At 62.6% G+C, this 21,994-nt stretch carries 18 protein-coding genes; 10 read left to right on the forward strand and 8 right to left on the reverse strand.

Features of this window, described 5'->3' with window-relative positions:
* The first annotated feature begins 105 nt into the window (after positions 1 to 105).
* The gene (locus AWB66_RS00815; protein WP_407642255.1) at positions 106 to 759 is read left to right on the forward strand and encodes a YceI family protein; all 654 of its coding nucleotides are present in this window, start codon (positions 106 to 108) and stop codon (positions 757 to 759) included.
* 24 nt (positions 760 to 783) lie between these two features.
* Here AWB66_RS00815 and tdh read toward each other — a convergent pair whose 3' ends face one another.
* Positions 784 to 1,815 (reverse strand): L-threonine 3-dehydrogenase, encoded by a 1,032-nt coding sequence (gene tdh, locus AWB66_RS00820; protein WP_087628357.1) that lies wholly within the window; start codon positions 1,813 to 1,815, stop codon positions 784 to 786.
* Positions 1,816 to 1,950: 135 nt separating this feature from the next.
* Complete coding sequence (locus AWB66_RS00825) at positions 1,951 to 3,150, reverse strand: glycine C-acetyltransferase (RefSeq protein WP_087628358.1); 1,200 nt, start codon at positions 3,148 to 3,150, stop codon at positions 1,951 to 1,953.
* A 136-nt stretch (positions 3,151 to 3,286) separates the two neighbouring features.
* Between AWB66_RS00825 and AWB66_RS00830 the strand changes: the two genes are divergently transcribed.
* Positions 3,287 to 3,904, forward strand: coding sequence for a helix-turn-helix domain-containing protein (locus tag AWB66_RS00830; RefSeq protein WP_407642256.1), 618 nt, complete (start codon positions 3,287 to 3,289; stop codon positions 3,902 to 3,904).
* Positions 3,905 to 4,076: 172 nt separating this feature from the next.
* On the opposite strand, the gene AWB66_RS00835 is transcribed toward AWB66_RS00830, so the two are convergent.
* A complete protein-coding gene (locus AWB66_RS00835; protein ID WP_087628360.1) occupies positions 4,077 to 4,265 on the reverse strand; it encodes a CsbD family protein in 189 nt (62 codons plus the stop codon).
* 266 nt (positions 4,266 to 4,531) lie between these two features.
* Between AWB66_RS00835 and AWB66_RS00840 the strand changes: the two genes are divergently transcribed.
* The gene (locus tag AWB66_RS00840; RefSeq protein ID WP_087628361.1) at positions 4,532 to 4,891 is read left to right on the forward strand and encodes a DUF2471 family protein; all 360 of its coding nucleotides are present in this window, start codon (positions 4,532 to 4,534) and stop codon (positions 4,889 to 4,891) included.
* Positions 4,892 to 4,946: 55 nt separating this feature from the next.
* Here AWB66_RS00840 and AWB66_RS00845 read toward each other — a convergent pair whose 3' ends face one another.
* On the reverse strand, positions 4,947 to 6,377 hold the full coding sequence (locus AWB66_RS00845; protein WP_087628362.1) for a DUF2252 domain-containing protein: 1,431 nt from the start codon (positions 6,375 to 6,377) through the stop codon (positions 4,947 to 4,949).
* Positions 6,378 to 6,558: 181 nt separating this feature from the next.
* Between AWB66_RS00845 and AWB66_RS00850 the strand changes: the two genes are divergently transcribed.
* A complete protein-coding gene (locus AWB66_RS00850; protein WP_087628363.1) occupies positions 6,559 to 7,569 on the forward strand; it encodes a tyrosine-type recombinase/integrase in 1,011 nt (336 codons plus the stop codon).
* 66 nt (positions 7,570 to 7,635) lie between these two features.
* Here AWB66_RS00850 and AWB66_RS00855 read toward each other — a convergent pair whose 3' ends face one another.
* Positions 7,636 to 8,835 (reverse strand): DNA-binding protein, encoded by a 1,200-nt coding sequence (locus AWB66_RS00855; protein ID WP_087628364.1) that lies wholly within the window; start codon positions 8,833 to 8,835, stop codon positions 7,636 to 7,638.
* Between the two features lie 1,450 nt (positions 8,836 to 10,285).
* Complete coding sequence (locus tag AWB66_RS33540) at positions 10,286 to 10,435, reverse strand: hypothetical protein (RefSeq protein WP_159462863.1); 150 nt, start codon at positions 10,433 to 10,435, stop codon at positions 10,286 to 10,288.
* 160 nt (positions 10,436 to 10,595) lie between these two features.
* Between AWB66_RS33540 and AWB66_RS00860 the strand changes: the two genes are divergently transcribed.
* Positions 10,596 to 11,948 (forward strand): replication initiation protein, encoded by a 1,353-nt coding sequence (locus AWB66_RS00860; RefSeq protein WP_087628365.1) that lies wholly within the window; start codon positions 10,596 to 10,598, stop codon positions 11,946 to 11,948.
* Positions 11,949 to 11,981: 33 nt separating this feature from the next.
* On the opposite strand, the gene AWB66_RS00865 is transcribed toward AWB66_RS00860, so the two are convergent.
* Together AWB66_RS00865 and parA are read right to left on the reverse strand one after the other, a co-directional pair.
* On the reverse strand, positions 11,982 to 13,046 hold the full coding sequence (locus tag AWB66_RS00865) for a ParB/RepB/Spo0J family partition protein (protein ID WP_087628366.1): 1,065 nt from the start codon (positions 13,044 to 13,046) through the stop codon (positions 11,982 to 11,984).
* A 24-nt stretch (positions 13,047 to 13,070) separates the two neighbouring features.
* A complete protein-coding gene (parA, locus tag AWB66_RS00870) occupies positions 13,071 to 13,733 on the reverse strand; it encodes a ParA family partition ATPase (RefSeq protein ID WP_087628367.1) in 663 nt (220 codons plus the stop codon).
* A 553-nt stretch (positions 13,734 to 14,286) separates the two neighbouring features.
* Between parA and AWB66_RS00875 the strand changes: the two genes are divergently transcribed.
* From AWB66_RS00875 to AWB66_RS00895, 5 genes are all read left to right on the forward strand, one after another.
* A complete protein-coding gene (locus tag AWB66_RS00875; RefSeq protein ID WP_087628368.1) occupies positions 14,287 to 14,850 on the forward strand; it encodes a fimbrial protein in 564 nt (187 codons plus the stop codon).
* Positions 14,851 to 14,996: 146 nt separating this feature from the next.
* Positions 14,997 to 15,674, forward strand: a complete 678-nt coding sequence (locus AWB66_RS00880; protein ID WP_235020936.1) for a fimbrial biogenesis chaperone — start codon at positions 14,997 to 14,999, stop codon at positions 15,672 to 15,674.
* Between the two features lie 237 nt (positions 15,675 to 15,911).
* A complete protein-coding gene (locus AWB66_RS00885) occupies positions 15,912 to 18,479 on the forward strand; it encodes a fimbria/pilus outer membrane usher protein (RefSeq protein WP_235020956.1) in 2,568 nt (855 codons plus the stop codon).
* The gene (locus AWB66_RS00890; protein WP_087628371.1) at positions 18,476 to 19,480 is read left to right on the forward strand and encodes a fimbrial protein; all 1,005 of its coding nucleotides are present in this window, start codon (positions 18,476 to 18,478) and stop codon (positions 19,478 to 19,480) included. The genes AWB66_RS00885 and AWB66_RS00890 overlap by 4 nt, the downstream gene beginning before the upstream one ends.
* Before the next feature lie 79 nt (positions 19,481 to 19,559).
* Entirely contained in the window at positions 19,560 to 21,986 is a 2,427-nt protein-coding gene (locus AWB66_RS00895; protein ID WP_087628372.1) for a GNAT family N-acetyltransferase, read from the forward strand.
* Positions 21,987 to 21,994 lie beyond the last annotated feature (8 nt).

Genomic DNA, 21,994 nt, shown 5'->3' on the forward strand with positions numbered 1-21,994 from the left:
TTCGACCGGAACTCTACCTGAAGGCGCGTGTATCGTGTGGGACGTGATCCCGGCGCAACGCGCGTTGCGTCGCTTCCGCAACCGTCATTCAAGTGAAATACGATGATGAGCCGACATGCATCGAACCGCGCGCGCGCCTGGGCCGCCTGCGGCGCCCTTCTCGCCCTGATCGCCTGTACGCCGTTGCAGGTCGTGACGCACCGCGTGTCGCCGAACGAGGCCAGCGTGCCGGCCGGGCGCTACGTGCTCGACCCGCATCACTGGAACGTGAGTTTCGATGTCGATCACTTTCACTACTCGCGATTCGTCATTCGCTTCGACAAGGTCGCAGCCGCGCTGGACTGGAACAGCGGCGGCGTCGAGCAAAGCACCGTGTCCGCGACGATCGACGCAGCAAGCGTGAATACGAACGTTGCGCTGCTCGACCGGCTGGTGAGAGGCCCGGACATGTTCGAGACCGAGCGCTATCCGGAGATTCGCTTCGTGAGCACGCGTTTCGTGCGCACCGGTGACGACAAGGGCACGCTGACCGGCGACCTGACCGTGCACGGCACGACCCGGCCGGTCACGCTGAACGTGACGTTCAACGGACACGCGCCCAACCCGCTGACGAAACAGGAAACGCTGGGCTTTTCCGCCGACGGGCATTTCAGCCGAGCGCAGTTCGGGTTGTCGAAGTGGTATCCGGCCGTCGGCGACGATGTGCACGTCGCCATTCAGGCCGAGTTCGTGAAGGCGCCGGCAGACGCGGCGCGGTGAGCGGAAGCGACCGCGCGCGATCGCTCAGGCCGCGGTCCAGTCGAGCACGACCTTGCCGCTGTTGCCGGAGAGCATCGTGGCGAACGCGCGCTCGAAGTCGTCGACGGGATAGGTGTGCGTCAGAATCGGCGAGAGGTCGAGCCCGCTCTGCAACATCGCGACCATCTTGTACCAGGTCTCGAACATCTCGCGCCCGTAGATGCCCTTGATTTCCAGTCCCTTGAAAATCACCTGATTCCAATCGATCGCGGTTTGCGCGGGCGGAATGCCCAGCAGCGCGACCTTGCCGCCGTGGTTCATCGCTTCGAGCAGCCCCGTGAACGCACTCGGCACGCCGGACATTTCCATCCCGACGTCGAAGCCCTCGGTCATGCCGAGTTCGCTCATCACGTCGCGCAAATTTTCGCTCGCGACATTCACGGCGCGCGTCGCGCCCATCTTGCGCGCGAGTTCGAGCCGGTATTCGTTGACGTCCGTCACGACGACATTGCGCGCGCCGACGTGCCGCGCAATCGCGACGGCCATCACGCCGATCGGTCCGGCGCCGGTAATCAGCACGTCCTCGCCGACGAGATTGAACGACAGCGCCGTGTGCGTCGCGTTGCCGAACGGATCGAAGATGGCGGCGAGGTCGTCGGAGATGTCGGCGGGAATCTTGAATGCGTTGAACGCGGGAATCACGAGATATTCCGCGAACGCGCCCTCCCGGTTCACGCCGACACCGACCGTATTGCGACATAGATGCCGACGCCCTGCCCGGCAGTTGCGGCAGAACCCGCAGGTGATATGCCCTTCGCCCGACACGCGGTCGCCCAGCGAAAATCCGCGCACCTCCTGCCCCATCTCGACAATTTCGCCGACGTACTCGTGCCCGACGTGCATCGGCACGGGAATCGTCTTTTGCGCCCATTCGTCCCACTTCCAGATATGGATGTCGGTCCCGCAGATGGCCGTTTTCCTGATGCGGATCAGGACGTCGTTATGGCCGACCTCCGGACGCTTCACGCGCGTCATCGTCAGGCCCGGCGCGCGTTCGAGTTTGGCTAAAGCTTTCATGGGTGGCGATCCTTAAGCGCGGTCGATGCGCGGCTCGGCGTTATGTCGTCGATGGTGAGGAGCGATGCGCGCTTGCCGCGAGGCGAGGCGAACTTTATGCGCATCAAGTTTTTGGGGTGCTCGTCCGGACGCCGCTCAGATCACGCCGAGCGATCGTCCGACTCGCGCGAACGCGTCGATCGCGCGGTCGATCTGTTCCGGCGTATGCGCGGCGCTCATCTGCGTGCGAATCCGCGCGCCCCCTTTCGGTACGACCGGATAAGAAAAACCGATCACATAGACGCCTTCTTCGAGCAACGCGTCGGCCATCTTCGAGGCGAGTTGCGCGTCGCCGAGCATGACGGGGATGATCGGATGGTCGCCGGGAACGAGCGTGAAGCCGAGCGCGCTCATTGCCGCGCGAAACCGCGCGCCGTTTTCGTGGACGCGCCGTCTGAGCGCGTCGCCTTCCGCGCTCGCGAGCAATTCCAGCACTTTCAGCGACGCGGACGCGATGCTCGGCGCGAGCGTGTTCGAAAAGAGATACGGCCGGCTGCGCTGGCGTAGCAATTCGACGATTTCCTTGTGCGCGGCGACGTAGCCGCCCGACGCACCGCCGAGTGCCTTGCCGAGCGTGCCCGTGATGATGTCGACGCGGTCGAGCACGCCGCAGTGTTCCGGCGTGCCGCGCCCGTTCGGGCCGATGAAGCCGACCGCGTGCGAGTCGTCGACCATCACGAGCGCGCCATAGCGGTCGGCGAGATCGCAAATGCCGGCGAGGTCGGCGATGATGCCGTCCATCGAAAACACGCCGTCGGTCGCGATCAGTTTGAAGCGCGCGCCGGCTTGGTCGGCTTCCTGCAATTTCGCTTCGAGATCGGCGAGATCGTTGTTCCGGTAACGCAGGCGCTTCGCCTTCGAGAGCCGCACGCCGTCGATGATGCTCGCGTGGTTCAACTCGTCGCTGATGATCGCGTCTTCTTCGCCCAACAGTGTCTCGAAAAGACCGCCGTTCGCATCGAAGCAGCTCGAATAGAGAATCGCGTCGTCGGTCAGCAGGAAATCGGCGAGCGCCTTTTCGAGCGCCTTGTGCACGCTTTGCGTCCCGCAGATGAAGCGCACTGACGCCATGCCGAAGCCGTCCGCATCGAGTCCCGCCTTGGCCGCGTCGATCAGACGCCGGTCGTCGGCGAGGCCGAGGTAATTGTTCGCGCAGAAGTTCAGCACTTCGTCGCCGTCGGCGAGCCGAATGTCCGACGATTGCGGGCTAGCGATCACTCGCTCGGTCTTGTAGAAACCCGCCGCGCGAATTTCGTCAATCGTGTGCTGCACGTGAGACAGATAGCGCTCTTTCATCGTGGACTCGTGTGGTCGGTGGCTGGGCGGTTCGCCGCGTCGATTACGCGGGCCTCAAGCCTGTTATAGTCGATCCATTGGGCTGGACATATTCGATATTTCGAATTGATTTCCAATATACCGAACACTCTAAGGGATAGACGCGTCGATGGCAAGCTCGGGCACGAGAGACAAAGCAGGCGCGCTGGCGCCGCCCGCGGTAGCGGCGCCGCCGCGGGTGGGTGAACAAATACAGCGGTTGCGCAACGAAAGAAAATTGACGCTCGACGATTTATCGCGCGCTGCGGGCGTATCGAAATCGATGTTGTCGGAAATCGAGCGGGACAAAGCCAATCCCACGATCGCGGTTGCGTGGCGGCTGACGAACGCGCTCGGCATCAGCCTCGATCAGTTGTTCGCGCAACAGAAGCAAGCGGACACGATTCGCGTCGCGGGGCCGCACGAGATTCCGACTTTGAGCGGCGACGAAGGCGCATACCAGTTGCGCGTGTGGGGGCCCATCGAGCTGGCCGGTAAATTCGAATGGTACGAACTGACGCTGCAGCCGGGTGGGGCGCTCGTCTCCAACGCGCACGAGCCGGGTACGCGCGAACATCTCACGGTACTCAACGGGACGATCGAAGTGGACGCATCGGGGACGACCCGGCGCGTGAAAGCAGCCGAGACCGCGCGTTATGCCGCCGACGAACCGCACGCGATCCGCAACGTCGGGCGAGCGGAGGCAAAAGCGCTATTGGTCGTGATCCACGGTTGAGCGTCGCGAGGTTGCAACGCGGGCGGCCCGGGGCGCGGCAAAAACTTGATGCGCATAAAGTTTTCAGGTCCTTCAGCCCACGCGCGCATGACGCGAAAAAAAACGGGACACGCGTTAAACGTGTCCCGCCTCTCAGGCCACAGCTATGCGGCCGGACAACTCGCTACGACCCTTACGGGTTCTTCTTCACGCTGTCCTTCAGGTCTTCGCGTGCATCGCCGACGCCTTTCTGTACCTTGCCGGCCGCCTGCTGCATGTCGCCCTTGGCTTCCTGCGCCGGGTCATTGGTGACCTTGCCGACGACTTCGTTGACCTTGCCCTTCGCTTGCTTCAGTACGCCGTCCGTTTGATCCTTGTTCATCGTCGATCTCCTTGAAGTGCATCGGTTTTAGGCGCTTGGCGCAGTGCGCACCGCAACTGTCGCGCCTCGCCGGGAGCGTCCCTGAGGACGTCGCCGAGCATGACTCTACGATGCGCTCCGTGGCGCGGCGCGCATAGCCGCGCATGTCTGATAAGCGCGTAGGCGGAATCGCACATACAGACCGCGCGAGTAGAGCGACGCTATTCTCGTTGCTACAAATACTGTATGTATGTACAGTACACAACGACGTGTAGAAGGGGAACAAGATGGACTCGAACGGCGAGAATCTGAACAAAAAGCAGTTTGCCCGGGCGGTGCGCGATCTCGAGCGTATTACTCGCCAGATCGCGGCGCGCTACATCGAGCAGGGTGTGCCGCTCACGTGGCGACTGCTGCACGCGATCGAAGGGGAAGCGGTGGCGGACCTCGGATTCGCCGGCCGGCACGAAGCGGCTTTGCGCGAACTGTTCGCGCGTCCGGACGCGTTCCAGTACCCGGAGACCGACGATGTCGTCGATTTTCGTTCGTCCGACGCGCTACCGGCGGTTTTCGCGTTCGCCGTCGATGCCTACGAGCGCGCCGCGCAACACGGTAAGCCGAAGCTGGCACTGGCGGCGGGGCACTGAGACGAAGCCAACACGCGGCGCGCGCGCGTTTGGGCGTTCAGGGCGTTCAGGGCGTTCAGGGCGAGAAATCGGCGGCCATGTCGGCATCCGAGCGCGCTTCGAGCCGTCCGTCGCGACATGCCGCGCGAAACGCGTCGTAGTCTTTCTCGACCTGGTCCGCATAGGCGCGGCCGTAGCGCACGAGCGCGTCCGCCATGCGCTGGCCGGAGCCGAGATACCCGGCGATTTCGAGCGCACAGCCGCTCGCTTTCGCGTGCGCACGGGCGAGCCCCCATCCGCACAGCGCCGCGTAATCGCGAAACGCGTCCACGCCGAACGTCTCCAGTTCCGCCGAAATCTTCATGTCCCGCAATTGGCGCACATAGAGTGCGCGGCCGAGCGGCCCGGTCGACCAACCCAGGAAGGGATCGGTCGCCGCCTGCATCAGCCGCTGGCCGTGAACGACGCGCCTGCCGGCATGTGACGGATCTGCAGGATCGTCCCGGGCGCCTTTGAAAAACATCGATACGACCGACTTCGACGCTTCCTTCAACTGCAGGAAAAGCGGCTTTCCGTGCGGCTCGATGAGCAGGAGCACCATGCAACGCGTGCCGACACTGCCCACGCCGACCACTTTGAAAACCAGATCCTGAATCGTGAATTGCCTGAGCAGCGCGGCGCGCTCGACCGTCAACGACGCGAAGTATTCGCTCAGCACGGGCGCCAGAATCTCGTCGCGATGAGCGGTGAGGGACATCACGTCGTCGTTCTGATCGAACAGCGTGTTTTTGCCGCGAATATGAAAGATCGCCGGCGGCGCATCGCGGATCTGCCATTCGTTCTCGGTGCGGTCCGCGAGCTTCGGCAGCATCGTTTCGTGCGTGCGACGCGTCGCGCGTTCGACGCCGCGTTTGATGCGACGGCGCGCGTCATCGGTCTGCACGGCGTCGTACATCCGGTCGAACGTGATGCGCTCGTACCAGAGATCGAGCACGCCCATGTCCGCGTACTCGCGCATGCGCGTGCGATAGCTTTCGGCGGCGCAAAACGCGAATTCGTCCGCGGACGCGTCGCCGTGACCGAGGTGCCGCCCCGCGATGGTGAAGCTCGCGACCAGCCGCTTGACGTCCCATTCCCACGGACCGACGGCGGTTTCGTCGAAATCGTTGAGATCGAAGATCAGCGAGCGCTCGGGCGTCGCGAATCCGCCGAAATTCGAGAGGTGGCAATCGCCGCAGATTTGCAGATGGATGCCGCTGTCGGGCGTGCCCGCCAGATCGTGCGCCTGGAGGATGGCGCTGCCGCGATAGAACGTGAACGGCGACACGAGCATTCGGCCGTAACGGAGCGGCACGAGCGCCTCGACGCGCCCGGCGCTGCTTTGTTTCAACAACTCGACGGGATCGCGATCGACATCGCCGATGGCATCGTGCGTGCTGCGTGGCGCCTGCTGACGCGCGGTCCGTCCCCGCGCCCGGCGTTCTTCGCCCATCGGCAAATCGGACATGGCTCGCTCCTTTGTTTTGCTTATGTTCTGGAAGGCAACCGTCGACTGAACAGTATCGGATTGCGTGCAGCGCACAAGGAAAAAATATCGTGCGCCATCCGGCAAACTTGACGAAATGGAATGGAACGATGAAGCTTCCGGGAGCAACTAACGGTAATTAAAGCCAACCCGGAATCCACCCGTGCCGAACAATCCGAACCCGACCGATTTCTTCGACCAGGAACGCGCCGACTGGCATGCCGATCCGCAGATCGCCTTCGACGCGTGGCTCGCGAAGCAGGACTTCCGTGCATCGTCGGCGGATGTCTATCGCGCGCAATGGGGACTGTTTCTCGAATGGCTGAAGGTCAGGCGGACGACACTGCGAACGGTGGAGCGGCCAGTCATCGAGGAGTTCGTCATGCAACTCGACATCCGCCGACCCCAGCGCGTGCGCTATCTGCGGCTAATCGAGCGCGTGCTCGACCACGTTCGCGAGATCGAAATGGCGTCGACGAACCCGGCGCGTTTCATCGCTCAGGATGGCGACGCATCGTGGCGCGACGCCCGCGAAAACGAGCCGACCGGTTTTCTCGCGCATGGCGAACGGGCTCGGCTGATCGCCCATCTTTTTGCGCCGCTCGGCGACTTGTCCAACGGGCAACGCTGGCGTGAGCGGCGGGATCGCGCGCTAGTCGCCGCGTTTCTCGGTGGAGGCGTGAAGACCGGAGAAGCCGCCGCGCTGACGGTTAGTTGCTATACGTGGGACCAGCCGTGGCTCACGATCGATGCCGAAAACCCGGCGTTCGTGCGCCAAACGCGCTTGGCGCCATTCGCCATCGCGTTATTCGACAACTGGATCAGCGAGCGCAAGACGGTCGGCATCGCGGGCAACCTGCTGTTTCCCGCCGCGCCCTCCGGCCGGCCCATGCACAAGGCGACGATGCTTCGTGCGATCGACGCTGTCGTCGACGCATCGGGGATCGCCGCGTCACGGACCGCGCGGGCGAGTCCGCAAACGTTGCGCAACACGTTCGCGGCGGAATTGTTCGAGGGCGGCACGGACCCCGAGCACGTCGGTCAATGGCTCGGCTTTCAGCAGCCGATTTCCTCGCAACGGCTGCACAGGGCCTGGCAAAACTGGTTGGGTGAGGAAATACGGGAGCGCGATATCGCGCGCGCGAACGAGCGCGGCGACCAGAAAAGCGCATAGAGCCGCGCGCCATCGCGCTTGGGCGACCGCTCCCGAAAAACCTCACCTTTGGCGTTTTCCGACCGCTCAGGACGTTTCGGCTCGCGCCGGCTTCCCGAAACCGGCCAGCGCGGCCAATTTCGACGACGACGCGCCCGACGTGTGCTCGCACTCCGGGCAAGACAGTTCGAATTCGTCCTCATGGCGCGATAACTCCGGCTCGCCCGCCTCACAGACCGGACAGCGCGCGGGAAGCTCGACGTGCGCATCCGCGAGCGTGCCGAGCGTTGCCAGTTCGTCCGCCGACAGCCGGCCCTGAGCGGCGAGCGCGCAGAGCGTGCCGCCGACCGCATCGCTCATTGCACCCCGCGATCGCAACGCGTCACGCTCGCGGGCGAGCGCATCGATTTCGTCCGATTGCTTTCGAATCTGGATCTCCAGCCGGTCGGCACGACCTTTCGACGCGCTAAGTTGTTGAATAAATTCGAATTCCTTCTGACTGGCGTCGCGCACGCCGGACTGATAAGTCGCCGACATCGTGCGCAGCGAATCCAGTTCGACCAGCATCGGCTTGACGCGGCGTTCGGCGTCGCTAACGGCGTCCTTGATCTGTCGGGCGTAGTGTTCCGTGTTTTCGCGCAGTTCGGTCTGCAGGGCGTCGAGCCGGTCGCGCAAGGCGGCGTTCGCGGTCTGCTCCTGTTCGATGCGCTTCGAGAGCGCCTCGTTTTCCCGTTCGAGCCGCGCTATCAGCGTCTGCAAGCCGTCGTGCGCGTGACTTTCGTGCCCGCGCAAGGCGGCCAGCTCGGCTTCCAGGGCGGCGATGCGCGACGCCGCCGCCTCGGCTCGCGATTCGCTGCGCTGATAAGTCTCTTTCATCGCTGCGTGCCGCACGTCCGCGTCGTGCAGACGGCTTTCGGTCGCTTCGATCATCGACTGGATTTGCTGCTGTTCGACTGCGAGCGCAGCGCGTGCGCAGTCCTGGGCTTGCGAATAGAGCAGGCCGAGCAGTTCTCCGGCGCGTTCTTGCAACGCTTCCGGTATCGCGCCGCTTTCGATCCGAACGCGCGACGCGGAACGGACACGCGTCCAGAACGCCTCGATGTCCTTCGGGATGTCGCTGGCGCTGCCGGTTTGTGTCAGGTCACGAACAGTGGCGATGGATGGCCGGATTCCGAAATCGAAGAACAATCGCTCGCACGCGTGCATCGAGAGTTCTCGCCGACGCGCGCCTTTCGTGCGCAAATCTTCGATTTCATGGCGTAGTTGGTCGCGGTCTACGGTGTTCATCTGGATGGATTGGCGTTTCGGACGGAGCAATCGTAACGTTTTACGTAGCGCCCGTCACTTTTTCAGCGTGTGTTTCGTCGTAACAATAGACAGCATGTAGATGCAACGCGCTTTCCGTGGTTCTTCAAGAGTTAAACGACAATTCCGTGAAACATAATCAAGTTCAGTGTCTAACTTCATGATTGTATTCGTGATTTCCGTCTTCAACAGTAATTTCTGCATGTTTCACGGTTTTCCGCGTTGGCGGATCTCTCTGCTGTGCACTGCCGACTCGGTTGAGAGTATTAGAAGTAAACACCTTTGAACCCTTGTTAAAGACGTTAACGCCACCGCAAACCCTTATGGGACGGGCCTTTGCGCCATGCAAGGTGAAGCTCTTCGGGAGCCCTGGTGAGGGAGTGCGGGAAGCACGGGTGATGGGGTTCAGGGATACGTGTGAGGATATCCGGGACACATCGTGAGTGTGTTCGGGAGGACCGCCGATCGCCTCGGTGAGGGAATGCAGGACGTGCCTGCGCGCAGAGCTAGGCGGTGCAAGGTTCGTAACCGATCGACCTGTCGCGAAACGTGAGCTTCTTCGGGATGCACCTCTTTGCGCTCGTTCGGCCGTGATTCAGGGAATTTTTACCGATAGGTGAGACTTTACGGGTCACCAACGGGGGGCGGAGTGAGCTTATACGGGAGGCAAGAGCTGATTTTGGGCGATTTCGTCCCAATTTCGTCCGTAGGGTGAGGGAATGCGGGAGCCGGCCTGATACGCCCAAGGCATCTCGGTGCCAAGGCAGACAAAATTCGTCGCAGGAAGGTGCCAAAATCGACGTAGACGGCCTCAAGGTGAGTCTTTACGGGAAGCGTTATCGCCTGCGTGGCCGGCTGATGTGTCTTCGAGAACAATTCCTCCGGTGAGCGTTTTCGGGAGACGCGCGGCGAGCGGCCTTGCGCACATCGATGGGGTAAGTTCGAGTAGAGTCCTACAAATGACAAAAAATCGTTTATTAATCAATGGCATAAATGGGTTCACATTGGAATGGATCTGGCAAAGGTGAGGTTTTTCGGGGGCGCCCAGCGTGTTGTAGATGCGCTGCCCGTGCCTACGAAGAGGCCCGAAGGTGAGAATCTACGGGAACGCATCCTTTGAGACTCAGGACCAGATTTCCCTTCTAAGCACCGGAAAGATAGAGCTATTTTCGAGCGCGAGCCCCTGAGGTGAGCTTTTCCGGGAGGAGACCGGCGCATCTTTCGTATTATCTGCGGGCGCCTTGGATCACAAAGGTGAGGTTTTTCGGGATCGCGAGCGTGCATCGCGCCCAATGGCTGCGGCCAGGAAGACGACGCTCTACAGTGCTCCTGCAGGCAAAGGTGAGGGTTTGCGGGAGCCGAGGCGCAGCTGTCGTTTGGATCCAATGCAGTTTCCGTGGCGGAATCGGAAAAACGCCCGGAAATTGACCATTCACACCGCTGTCTTGGCCTGTTCCAGCGCCGCAACAGCGAGAAGAAGATCAAAAAATATTTCAGGTGAGATTTTTCGGGAGAAAAATCGAGGACGCAATGAAAGCGGGAAATCCAGCGCGATCCGTTTACCCGCGTGGAACTTGAGCATACGGGTAGCGGATGAATGGTGAGCGGTGAGACTTTTCGGGAGCGCACCGCAGTGAGGCAATGCGACGGGTATCACTTCACCGCACGATGGTGAGAGAACGCCTCTAGACGGGCATCACCGCAATCAGTATCCTCATCGCAAAATCCATCTGGCCCGACGCATGGCAACCAAGCGCGCAAAGAAAACCGACGTAGTCAGCCCGAGTTCTGCGGAGTTGCGCAAGGCCGTCGAGGCCATCGCGATCCAGCCGAAAAGCGGCAAAATCACGCTGCTCACGCGCAAGCTCTTCAACGTGCTTCTCGCAGTCGCGCAGCAGGCCGACGAATCGGGCGATACGTACCGCGCGTTATTGTCGGACATCGTTGCCAATTCTGCGTTCGATTCGAACGACACGGCGCTCGTCAAAGAACATTTGCGGCGCATGGTGTCGGTGCAGGTCGAATGGAGTACCGGCACGTCGAGTCAAAAGCCGGGCCGCAAGTGGGGGATCTCGACGTTGATCGCCGATGCGGAAATTCTCGAAGATCCGGCGACGCGCCGCGTGTGGGTGGAGTTTTCGTTCGCGCCGAAAATCAAAAAGAAACTGCTCGATCCCGTCCAATATGCGCGCCTGAGCCTGCAGTTTCAGAGTCAGTTGCGCAGCAGCGCGGGGTTGGCGTTGTACGAAATCTGCGTGCGCTATCTGACGAATCCCAGTCACCTTACGATGCGCGAGACGTGGGAATGGTGGCGGCCGATCCTTTCCGGGACGCCCGACACCGAAGCCGGTGATGAGGCAAAGCGCGAATACAAGTACTTTAAGCGCGACTATCTGCGCCCCGCGATCGCCGAAGTGAATGCTGTCACGAATATCGTCGTCGAATTGATCGAACATCGCGAAGGGCGACGAGTGGCAGAGATCCAGTTTCGTGTGACGGAGCAAAAGCAGCCGATGCTGGCGCTCGATGAGCATCCGAACGTCTTCGACAGTACGCTCGTCGATCGCATGGTGAAGATCGGCATTCCGCTGAAGGACGCGCAAACGCTCTACGCCGACAGCGAAGAAAATCGGATCCGTGCGGCGCTTCAGATGACCGAACAGCGCATGCGGAGCACGTCGCTGCCACCGGTGCGCAGCGCGGCTGCGCTCTTCAAGGATGCGTTGAAGAAGGGCTACGCGCCGCCGGTAGAGGCGCTGCCGGCCGTCCCCGCGGCTTCCGCGCGCAACGGCGGTGCGCCCGCGGACGACCTGAAGGCTCGGCTGCTCAGCGAATTTTCGGCCTATCGTCGCAAGGAGGCGCGGGCGCTCTACGACGAACAAGGTGAGGAAGAACGGGAACTGGCGCGCCAGACGTTCGAGGAAGACGTGTTACCCGAACTCGGCACTCATATGCGTGACGACTGGCGCAAGCGGGGACTGGAGTCGAAGCTGGCCGAAACGTCGTTCTTTGACTGGCTCGCCCGGAAGACGTGGGGAGAACCCACAGATGGCGATCTGCTCTCCTTCACGCTCAATCAGTCACGCGCCGCCTGACCGGCGGGCGTGATGTCCGAAATCTAATTTCTTTTATTGCTTCGCTGCATTCGATTGCAGCATCTGCTCGATTTGCTCGAGCAGTTCATCGCGCTTTTGCTTCGACAAGCCGCGCAGGCGCAATTCGAGTCGGTCGTCGCCATACGACTTCAGGTCTCCGACCGAGATGCCGTCGAGCTTGATCTCCAGTCGTTGCGCGTATCGCTGGCGTCCTGCCACTTTGGGTGCTTCCAGCGCGGTCGCTCGCCCTTTCACGATGTCTGCCACCTGGCGGGTGCTCAGATCGTCGGAGAGAATCTTGTTGATGAGCCGCAGGGTCGCGTCTGTGCCGCGCGCCGTGTGGTACCGCGTCACCTGATACGCCATGTTCGAACCGAATCGATCGGGGCGCGCCACCATTTCGTGCATGACGTTCTCGGGCAACTTCGCAATTGACAACGCCACCGCAATCGTGGATTCGTCGAGGCCGAGATGATCGGCGAGTTCGCGTTGACTCTGAAAGTGCTGATCGTCGAGGAATCGTTTCCAGACGATTGCGTTGTCGAACACGGTCTGGGAATCCCGCTGCACATTCAGGTCATAGCCGAGTTTGTAGCTCTCGATGCCAATCGGGAGGTCGATGACCACCGCCTTCACGGTTTCCTTATTCGCTTCTTTCAACGCGCGGACACGTCGCCCACCGTCGCTTACGAAAAACGTGCCTGGATTTTCATAGTCAGGAATGACATGGATGGCCTGCTGCTGACCTTGCTTCGCGAGGTTCACGGCGAGTTCGGCAATCGACGCCTTCAAATAAAAATGACGCGGATTGAACGGACTTGGCTTGATTGCTTTTAAAGGCAACTCGACGACTTGCCCGGCAGCATATCGATTCGAACGACGCCACGTTTTGAACTCGTCGGATTCCAGGATGGCCGACGAGTCCAGGTCCTGGTCCGGCGTGAACGCGCTTGAACGACCGTTGGCGGCGGGCTGATTGACCTGCTCATTACTCACCATGCCGTCGATGGCATTCAGGCGGTCCAGAGCGGTTCTCTTTTCACTGCTTGTGGTGTCGGGTCTGGCTTTGAAGCCTTTGGCGAACTGGGACGGTTTCATTCAGGGACCTTTATGCGCATAAAGTCAGGGGAGCATCGCGAGAATTTCGTCGGCACAGGCTCGGATTTCGGCGGCTGCAAGCCGCGAACCGCGGTCAGTCATTTGAAGGACGGTCTGGCCAAGTGCCATCGCCTGTTTGTAGCACTCGCGCGTGGGGATCTGCGTTTTGAGAAGCGGGAAACCGAGTTCCTCGAGCGCCACCTTGAGTTCGCGGGTCAGCATTCGCTTCTCTTCCGTCTTGTTCAGCAGAAAGACCGCCTGCAGGTCTTCGTTCATCACTTGCGCTTGCTGAATGAGCTTCACCAGACCGACGCTTGACCAATAGTCGGCGGGTGATGACGAGGTGGGAATCACTGCAACCGTCGCGGCGAGAAGGACAACACCCGAAACTTTTTCGGTGATAGACGGCGGGCAATCGACCACGATGATGTCGTAGTCGCCGACGAACTTCTTGATCTCTCGATGGATTTGTCCGCCAGCTTCGGAAAGATTGACGACGGGGAACGGAATGCCACCAGCCCCTTCCGATGAAGCGCTTGTCCAGTGGATCAGGGTATTTTGCCCGTCCGCATCCACGACCAGGACGCGCTTCTTTTTCTCATGAAAGGCAGCGCCCAGGTGCATCGCTATCGTGCTCTTTCCAACCCCGCCCTTCTGTTGCGTGATCGCAATGATTTCCGCTGCCACGTCGTTCACTCCTGTTTTTTGAGGCAAAGGAATTCTACTTTGAATGTTTATGTTTTTTAAGTAGAAAAATGATGAAGCGGCGCACATTAGCCATTCGGCAGAGCCGGAAAGCAGGATTGTGGCGAGACGACGACAGATGCACCCACGCCGCACACGTAACGAATGTCTTCTCGCGAACGAACGCGAGTCCAGCGACGACTCGACAGCCGAAGTCGGCCCGAAACTTTATGCGCATAAAGTCCCGACCGAGGTCGCGTAGCTTTGCGCCCCATACCGAAACGCCAAAGCGCGTCCTGCCGCGCCGCGAGCAGGTCGCCCCGATTTGTATTCATTTTCCTAATAAAAATCTCGATTTGATTTTTGGGAGTTGTCTCAGGGTAATCCCGAAATACCCCCGTAATATTCGGTTCAACGCAGACAAACACCCTCGCTCCTTCCGAGCGGTCCAGCTGAAGGCAAAAAGGTGCGCGACTGCGCTGCGGCACGAGTAACAGCAGGCTTAGATGCCGCGAATAACTTTCCTTACTTCGCCATTCATTTATTTGGAATTTTCATGAAATCCCTTATCTCCACGCTGACCGGCATTGCAGCACTTAGCGCCATCGCACTCGCATCGACGGGCGCGCAAGCTGCCGACGGCACGATCAGCTTCACCGGCCAAGTGTCGGATACGACGTGCTCGATCGACACGCAAGCCAGCGGCGCAGTGAACAAGGCTATTACGCTGCCGACCGTTTCGAAGCGCACGCTCGGCGCAAGCGGCGCGACGGCCGGCACGTCGGCCGCAACCGATCTGACTTTCGCACTGACCGGCTGCACCGCCGGCACGAAGGCACTCGCGCACTTCGAGAATGGTCCGACCGTCGACCAGGCCACGGGCAACCTCGCGAACCAGTCGACGAACTCGCCTGCCACGAACGTCGAAGTGCGTCTGCTGAACGCCTCGCTTCAGCCGATCAACATCGTCAGCAGCGTCAACAATGACTTCACGACCGATGGCGTGGGCATCACCAGCGGCTCCGGAAATATAAAGTACTTCGCCCAATACATCGCGACGGGCGCGGCGACGGCCGGCGAAGTGAAGACGTCGGTTCAGTACACGATGCAATACCAGTAAGCAATATCAACGGGTATCCGCCAACTCGGATACCCGTTTTTTTAACCAATTTTAGAGACAGGTTTTCACGGAGATACATCATGAAGTCGCTTACTCGAATTGCATGTGCCTTGGGTGTCGTTGCTGCGCTGTATACAGGCAGTGCAGTGGCAAGCGTCACCGTAGGCGGCACGCGCGTGGTGTATCCCCTTGAGAATCGCGAAGTCACGGTGAAGCTCGACAACGACCGTGCCGAACCGTCGCTCGTCCAGGTCTGGATGGATTCGGGCGACGCGAACGCGAAGCCCGACGATGCCAGCGCACCCTTCGTGCTGACACCGCCGATCTTCCGGATGGACGGCCACAAGGCGCAGACGCTGCGCATGATGTACACGGGCGATGCGCTCCCCAAGGATCGCGAATCGGTCTTCTGGCTGAATGTGCTCGACGTCCCGCCCAAAGCCAAATCAGGCACGGACGAGAACTCGCTCCAGTTCGCTTTCCGCACGCGCATCAAAGTATTTGCACGTCCTAAGGATCTGCCGGGCACGCCTGCGGATGCGGCCCAGACGCTGACATGGAAAATCGTGCCTGCTCCGGATAACAAAGGGTATGCGGTGGCTGCGGCGAATCCGAGCGCTTATCACGTGTCGTTCAGTGAAATCGACGTGGTGAGCGGCGACCAGACCTTCAAAAACGAAGCGGGCGGCATGGTCGGACCGAAGAGCAGTGCCGTGTTTCCTGTCACGAATCTCACCGCGATTCGTGCAGGCGCCAAAGTGAAATTCATCACGATCAGCGATTACGGCGGCGCAACGCCGCACGAAGCGTCCCTCGGCGAATAAGCCAACGCTGCCGCCGCCGGCTCAGGCGGCGCACTCCAAAGCGCCCACGTTTCTCAGGGCGCATCAAACAGCGCGCATACAGCGCGGACCGCACCAGGCGGTCCGCTGGGACGACTCGCGCTTGATTTTCACCGAATCATCGCAGGCTTAGTCATGAAATCCCCCGTATCCCGCATCTCGAATCAGGACGACGTCGCTTTTCGCCTTAAGCCGTTGGCCGCCATCTCGCTGGTGATGATGACGTGCGCCGCATTGCCCGAGGCAAATGCAGCGAATGTGAACGCAGACACGACCCGGCCAGGCGCCGCGGATGAAGTGCAGTTCGACAATATATTTCTGCGGACGCAAGCGGGTCAGTCCGTCGATGTCGGTCGCTTCATGCGGGGCAACGTTGTATCCCCGGGGACGTACCTGGTCGAGCTCGTCGTCAACGGTGCGCGGGTGTCGCGCGAAGAGATTCGCTTCGCGTCGGAGGGCGGCGGCGCAGGCGCTCGGCCTTGCCTGAGTCGCGCATTGCTGCAACGCGTCGGCGTCGATCTGGGCAAAGCGGATGCCGCAGCCGGCCGCGCTGCCAATGCGGCCGCAGCCGAAGCGGAAGTATGCGGTGATATCGGTGGCCTCGTTCCGGGCGCCAGCGTCGACTTCGACTTCGAGGAACAACGCCTCGACGTGAGCGTGCCGCAGGCGTACATGCGCAACTCGGCGCGCGGCTATGTGTCGCCGGACCTGTGGGATCAGGGCGTCAACGCAGGCTTCCTCAGCTACAACGCCAATACGTTTCGCACCGGCGGCTCCGGACTCGATTCGACGCAGAGCTACCTCGGCGTCAACGCGGGCGTCAACGTCGGCGCGTGGCACTTCCGGCACCAGTCGTCGGTGACTTCGTCGACCGGACACGCGACCCAGCTCGACAACATCGCCACCTACGTCCAGCACGACGTGGAGAAGCTGCGCGCGCAGGTGACGCTCGGCGATTCGTACACGACGGGCGAAATCTTCGACAGCGTCTCGTTCCGAGGCGCGCAGATTGCCACCGACGATCGCATGCTCCCCGAATCGCTGCGCGGCTACGCGCCGGTCGTGCGCGGCACGGCGGAATCGAATGCGCGCGTGACCGTTCGTCAGAACGGCCAGGTTCTGCTCGAAACCAACGTTTCGCCGGGGCCGTTCGAAATCAACGACCTCTATTCGACCGGCTACGGCGGCGATCTCGTCGTCACCGTGACGGAAGCCGACGGCCGCACGAAGACGTTCACCGTGCCGTTCGCGTCGGTGGCGCAACTGCTGCGACCCGGCGTCACGCGCTTCAGCGCAACGGCGGGCGAGTTGCGCAACAATTCACTCGAAGACAAACCGGTCTTCGGCCAGTTCACGGTCCAGCGCGGTCTGACCAACACGGTCACCGCCTACGGCGGCGCCGTCGCGTCGACGGGATACGGCGCCGTCAACCTCGGCGCCGCGCTCAACACGCGCGTCGGTGCTTTCTCGATGGACGTGACCGGATCGCAAACCGACGTGCCCGATCATTCGTCGATGCACGGCGCGAGCCTGCGCATCGGCTACAGCAAATCCTTCGCGCCGACGGACACGAACGTCGCGGTCGCGGCGTATCGCTTTTCATCCGAGGGCTTCCTGAACCTGAACGACGCCGCATCCGTGCGCGACATCGCGAACCGCGGCGGTGACATCGATGCGCTCTTCCGCCAGCGCAATCGCGTGCAAGTCACGGTGAACCAGCGGCTCGGCGAGCACGGCACGGTCTATCTGACGGGTTCCTCGCAGAACTACTGGAACCGCAGCGGCACCGACACGCTGTATCAGGCGGGTTACACGAACAGCTTCAAGTACGGCACCTACAGCGTGACGGCCGGGCGCAACCGCACGATGGACGGGCGTCTGTCGAACGAATTCATGTTGAGCACGACCTTGCCGCTCGGCAGCTCGTCGTATGCGCCGACGCTCACGACCAACATCACGCACAACTCCGACGGCGCCACGAACACGCAGGCGAACATCGGCGGCTCGCTCGGGGAATTCAACCAGTTCACCTACAACGGCTACGGCAACTACAACGCGGGCGGCGCCGCCAGTTCGGGCACGACCGGCGTGAGCGGCACGTATCGCGCGCCTGACGCGACGTTCAATGCATCGGCGAGCGGCGGCAGCGGCGTGAACCAGATATCGGCGGGCGTCGCGGGCTCGGTCGTGGCGCACCCGGGCGGCGTGACGTTCTCGCAGACGGTCGGCGATACCTTCGGCATCGTGCAGGCGCCGGCGGCCAAGGGCGCGAACGTGCTGAGTTCGCCCGGCACGAAGGTCGATTCGCATGGCTACGCGGTGATTCCGTACCTGTCGCCGTACAGCATGAACGGCGTCGACCTCGACCCGAAGGGCACGTCGACGGATGTCGAATTCAAGTCGACGTCCGTGCAGGTCGCGCCGCGCGCGGGATCGGTCGTGATGCTGAAGTACGACACGGTGACGGGCCGCGCCGCGATGATCCGCGCGCCGAAGCTGGGCGACGGTGCGTTGCCCTTTGGCGCGAGCGTGGAAGACGTGGCGGGACGGTCGGTGGGTGTCGTCGGGCAGGGCAGCCGGATTTTCGCGCGCGGCCTCGAGGACAGCGGCGTGCTGAACGTGAAGTGGGGCGAGGGCGCGCAGGAGATGTGCCAGATCAGCTACACGCTGCCGAAGCAGATCGAAGGGACGACGGGGTATCTGTCGGTGGAGTCGAAGTGCGTCGCAAGGAAGATCCTGGTGACGGAAGACGGGACGCAGCCACATGTGAACAGCGGCACTCGATGAGCTACCTGGGGATTAAAATGAAGACCTCGGTTCGATTGAATTTCATTCGCGCTCTGCTACGCGCCCTGACGGTGCTTGCGATCGTATTCGCGTGGTCCACGGCAGCGCGCGCCGATTGTGCGACTCCGAACTTGAATTTTCCGTTCACCTACGGCTCCATTGCCGTGCCGGCCGATCTGGCGGTGGGGGGCATCATCCCCGGCACGACGCGGTCGTTCAGGGTCACCGGGCGATGTACAGCCTCGAACCTGTTCAACAAGGCAATCGTGGCCTGCCCGACAAATGGCTCGACCGCGGTTCCCGGTCTGCAGGGCGTCTTTACGACGAACGTCGCGGGGATTGGAATGCGGATGCGAAACAGCAGTGGCACACCGCTTGACAACAGCGACGGGTGCCAGGCACTCGGGACGCTCGGGATGACCGACGGCGCCGGCAACTTCGATATGACGGGAACGTTCGAACTTGTCAAAACCGGCACTGTATCGACCGGGACACTGAGTTCCGCGAATTCGTACAAAACCGGCGTGCTCAGTACGGGCGTCGTTTTGAATAACGGCACCAGCTACCTTTATATCCCGGACGGGACCGCCGTTCGCGCGGTAACTTGCACCGTCACGGCCGCCACAGCGAGCCAGACCGTGTCGATGCGTACCGCCAATAGTGCTGCGCTGTCCACGACGGGTGCGGTTGCGGGAAAGACGCCGTTCGCGATCAACCTGACGTGCCAGTCGGGTGTAAAAGTCAATGTGAGTTTCAGCAGTGTGTCGGGTTCGTCCGGCGTTGCTTCAGTCGTGGGCTCCACCGGCACGGCGACGGGTATCGGCATTCAGTTGCTCGACGCATCCGACACGCCCATCGTTCTGGACCAGTCGCACACCGTGGTCAATTCCACGTCCGGCAGCACGACGGTCCCTTTCTCGGCACAGTATTACCGGCTCGGCAGCGGCGTCGTGGCGGGCACGGTGCGCGCGGCAGCCACGTACACAATGAGCTATCAGTAGCCAGCCGATGGAGCCGCCCGCCGGAATCGCCTATCCTTAGGCGAACTCACACGCACGTGATCCGCCGCCCGGAGCGACCATGACTGTCCGCAACCTCGATGTCCTGTTTCGCCCGAAGTCGATTGCCGTCGTCGGCGCGTCGGCGCGTGAGCGCAGCATCGGCGCGATGGTGTGGTCGCGGCTGTCGCAAAGCGGTTTCGGCGGGCCGGTCTGGCCGGTGAATCCCAAACACGAGCGGCTGGGCGAACACCCCGTCTTCTTCGACGTCCGCGATCTGCCCGAAGCGCCGAGCGTCGCCGTGCTGTGCACGCCGCCGTCGACGTGGCCGCCGATCGTCGAGCGGCTCGGCGAACGCGGCACCAAAGCCGTCGTCATTGTCGGCGCGGCGGGCGGACGGCCACACGCCGGAGCGTCCGCGACCTGGCGTGCCCACGACCGCGACGACTGGACCGCCCGCACGCTCGCCGCCGCGCGCCCGTTTCTACTGCGCGTGGTCGGTCCGGCGAGCGTCGGCGTGATGACGCCCTCGCTCGGCGCATGCCTTGGTGCGCCCGCCTGCTCGATCAAACCGGGCGGCGTCGCGTGGGTGTCGGGGTCGAACGCGCTGACGAACGGCGTCCTCGGCTGGGCGCAGGCGCGCGGTCTGGGCTTCTCGCGCGTCGTCGCGCTCGGCGACGAAGCCGACGTCGACGCGGGCGACATCCTCGATTTCCTCGCGAGCGATCCGACGACGCGCGCCGTGCTGCTCGCGATCGAATCGGTACGGGCCGCGCGCAAGTTCATGTCGGCGGCGCGGGCGGCCGCGCGCAACAAGCCCGTTCTGGTGCTGCGAACCTGTCAGGACGATCCGTTCGACGCCCTCTACGGCGCCGCGTTTCGCCGCGCGGGCCTGGTGCGGGTCGGCTCGCTCGACGACCTGCTCGACGAGATCGAAACGCTCGGCGTCGGCCGGGTCGCGGCGGCCGATTTCGCGACCGTCATCACGAGTGATCCCGGCGTCGGCGCGCTGGCCGCCGACGCCTTCGATGCCGCCGGCGCGAGTCTCGCGCACTGGCCGGTGCCGGCGCGCGATGCGCTCGCGGCCGCGCTGCCGCACGCGCAGGCGGGCAACCCGCTGTTGCTCGGCGACGCCGCCGCGCCCGCCGATTTCGGCGTCGCGCTCGAAGCGCTGGCCGCGCATCGCGAGACGGGCACGGCGTTCGTCGTTCATGCGCCGACGCACAGCGCGCCCGTGGCCGACGTGGCGCGCACGCTGATCGCCTCCCGGCAGCACGCGTATCGCGGCTTGCTCGCGTGCTTTTTCGGCTGCGTCGATGCGGCGACGCGCGACGAGCTGCACGCAAACGGCATCCCGGTGCATACGACGCCGCATCGGCTTGCACGCGGTTTCGCGCGTCTCGTCGACTACCGGCTCGGCCGCGAACTGCTGATGCAGACGCCGGAAGGGCTGCCGGCCGTCGTCCCGGAAGACATCGAGGCGGCCCAGAACGAGGCGTGCGCCGCGCTCCAGAGCGGCATCGCGGAACTGGAGGGCGAGCGGGCCGCGCGGCTCCTCGCCCGCTACAGCATCGTGGTGAAGCCCGGTCCGCCGCCGCCGCGCAGTCACGAAGCGGTCGAGGTCGAAGTGCGGCTGCTCAATCATCGCGTGTTCGGTCCGACCTTCGAATTTCGCGCGGAGGGCGCGCTCGGGCTGCCCGACGCGCTGCATGAATTCGCGTTGCCGCCGCTCAATCCGGTGCTCGCGCGCGATCTCGTGCTGCGTTCGCCGCGTGCGCGCGAACTGCCCGCGGAAACCTTGCTGGCGGCGCTGACCTCGCTTTCGCAACTCGTCTGCGACGTCGAGCAGATAGTGGCGCTGAAAATGACGATGCGCGTCACGCGCGAATCGGTCGCCGTGCACGAGCCGCATCTGACGCTCGGCGCGCATCGCAAGCCGCTCGCGATCGTGCCGTATCCACGTCACCTCGAAGAAACGCTCGACTGGCGCGGCCTGCACCTGACCGTGCGGCCGATCCGTCCGGAAGACGAAGCGGCACACCGCGCGTTCGTCGCGGCGAACACGGCCGAGGATCTGCGCTTGCGCTTTTTCGGCGCGGTGCGCAGCTTCGATCACTCGCAGCTCGCGCGCATGACGCAGATCGACTACGACCGCGAGATGGCGCTGATCGCGTGCCGGCCGGATTCGACCGGCGCGACGGAGACGCTCGGCGTCGTGCGCGCGATCGCCGATCCGGATAACGAGACGGCCGAATTCGCGGTCGCCGCGCGTTCGGACATGAAAGGGCACGGCCTCGGCTCGCTGCTCCTGTCGCGGATCATCGACTATTCGCGCAATCGCGGCACGCGCTGGCTGGTCGGCGAGGCGCTGCGCGAAAACACGCCGATGATCGAACTCGCGCGCCGCGCCGGATTCCAGGTTACGTCGACGGAAGATCCGGGCGTCGTCGGATTCCGGATGCGTCTGTGCGAAGCGAAAACCGACGTCACGCGCGACGCGGCGCCGTAAACGACAAA

It is taken from the genome of Caballeronia telluris (assembly GCF_001544495.1).
Classification (GTDB): domain Bacteria; phylum Pseudomonadota; class Gammaproteobacteria; order Burkholderiales; family Burkholderiaceae; genus Caballeronia; species Caballeronia telluris.

Coding starts and splice junctions, on each gene's coding strand:
- AWB66_RS00815 (WP_407642255.1), top strand. CDS start 106: ATGAGCCGACATGCATCGAACCGCGCGCGCGCCTGGGCCGCCTGCGGC.
- tdh (WP_087628357.1), bottom strand. CDS start 1,815: ATGAAAGCTTTAGCCAAACTCGAACGCGCGCCGGGCCTGACGATGACG.
- AWB66_RS00825 (WP_087628358.1), bottom strand. CDS start 3,150: ATGAAAGAGCGCTATCTGTCTCACGTGCAGCACACGATTGACGAAATT.
- AWB66_RS00835 (WP_087628360.1), bottom strand. CDS start 4,265: ATGAACAAGGATCAAACGGACGGCGTACTGAAGCAAGCGAAGGGCAAG.
- AWB66_RS00840 (WP_087628361.1), top strand. CDS start 4,532: ATGGACTCGAACGGCGAGAATCTGAACAAAAAGCAGTTTGCCCGGGCG.
- AWB66_RS00845 (WP_087628362.1), bottom strand. CDS start 6,377: ATGTCCGATTTGCCGATGGGCGAAGAACGCCGGGCGCGGGGACGGACC.
- AWB66_RS00855 (WP_087628364.1), bottom strand. CDS start 8,835: ATGAACACCGTAGACCGCGACCAACTACGCCATGAAATCGAAGATTTG.
- AWB66_RS33540 (WP_159462863.1), bottom strand. CDS start 10,435: ATGCTCAAGTTCCACGCGGGTAAACGGATCGCGCTGGATTTCCCGCTT.
- AWB66_RS00860 (WP_087628365.1), top strand. CDS start 10,596: ATGGCAACCAAGCGCGCAAAGAAAACCGACGTAGTCAGCCCGAGTTCT.
- AWB66_RS00865 (WP_087628366.1), bottom strand. CDS start 13,046: ATGAAACCGTCCCAGTTCGCCAAAGGCTTCAAAGCCAGACCCGACACC.
- AWB66_RS00875 (WP_087628368.1), top strand. CDS start 14,287: ATGAAATCCCTTATCTCCACGCTGACCGGCATTGCAGCACTTAGCGCC.
- AWB66_RS00885 (WP_235020956.1), top strand. CDS start 15,912: ATGACGTGCGCCGCATTGCCCGAGGCAAATGCAGCGAATGTGAACGCA.
- AWB66_RS00890 (WP_087628371.1), top strand. CDS start 18,476: ATGAGCTACCTGGGGATTAAAATGAAGACCTCGGTTCGATTGAATTTC.
- AWB66_RS00895 (WP_087628372.1), top strand. CDS start 19,560: ATGACTGTCCGCAACCTCGATGTCCTGTTTCGCCCGAAGTCGATTGCC.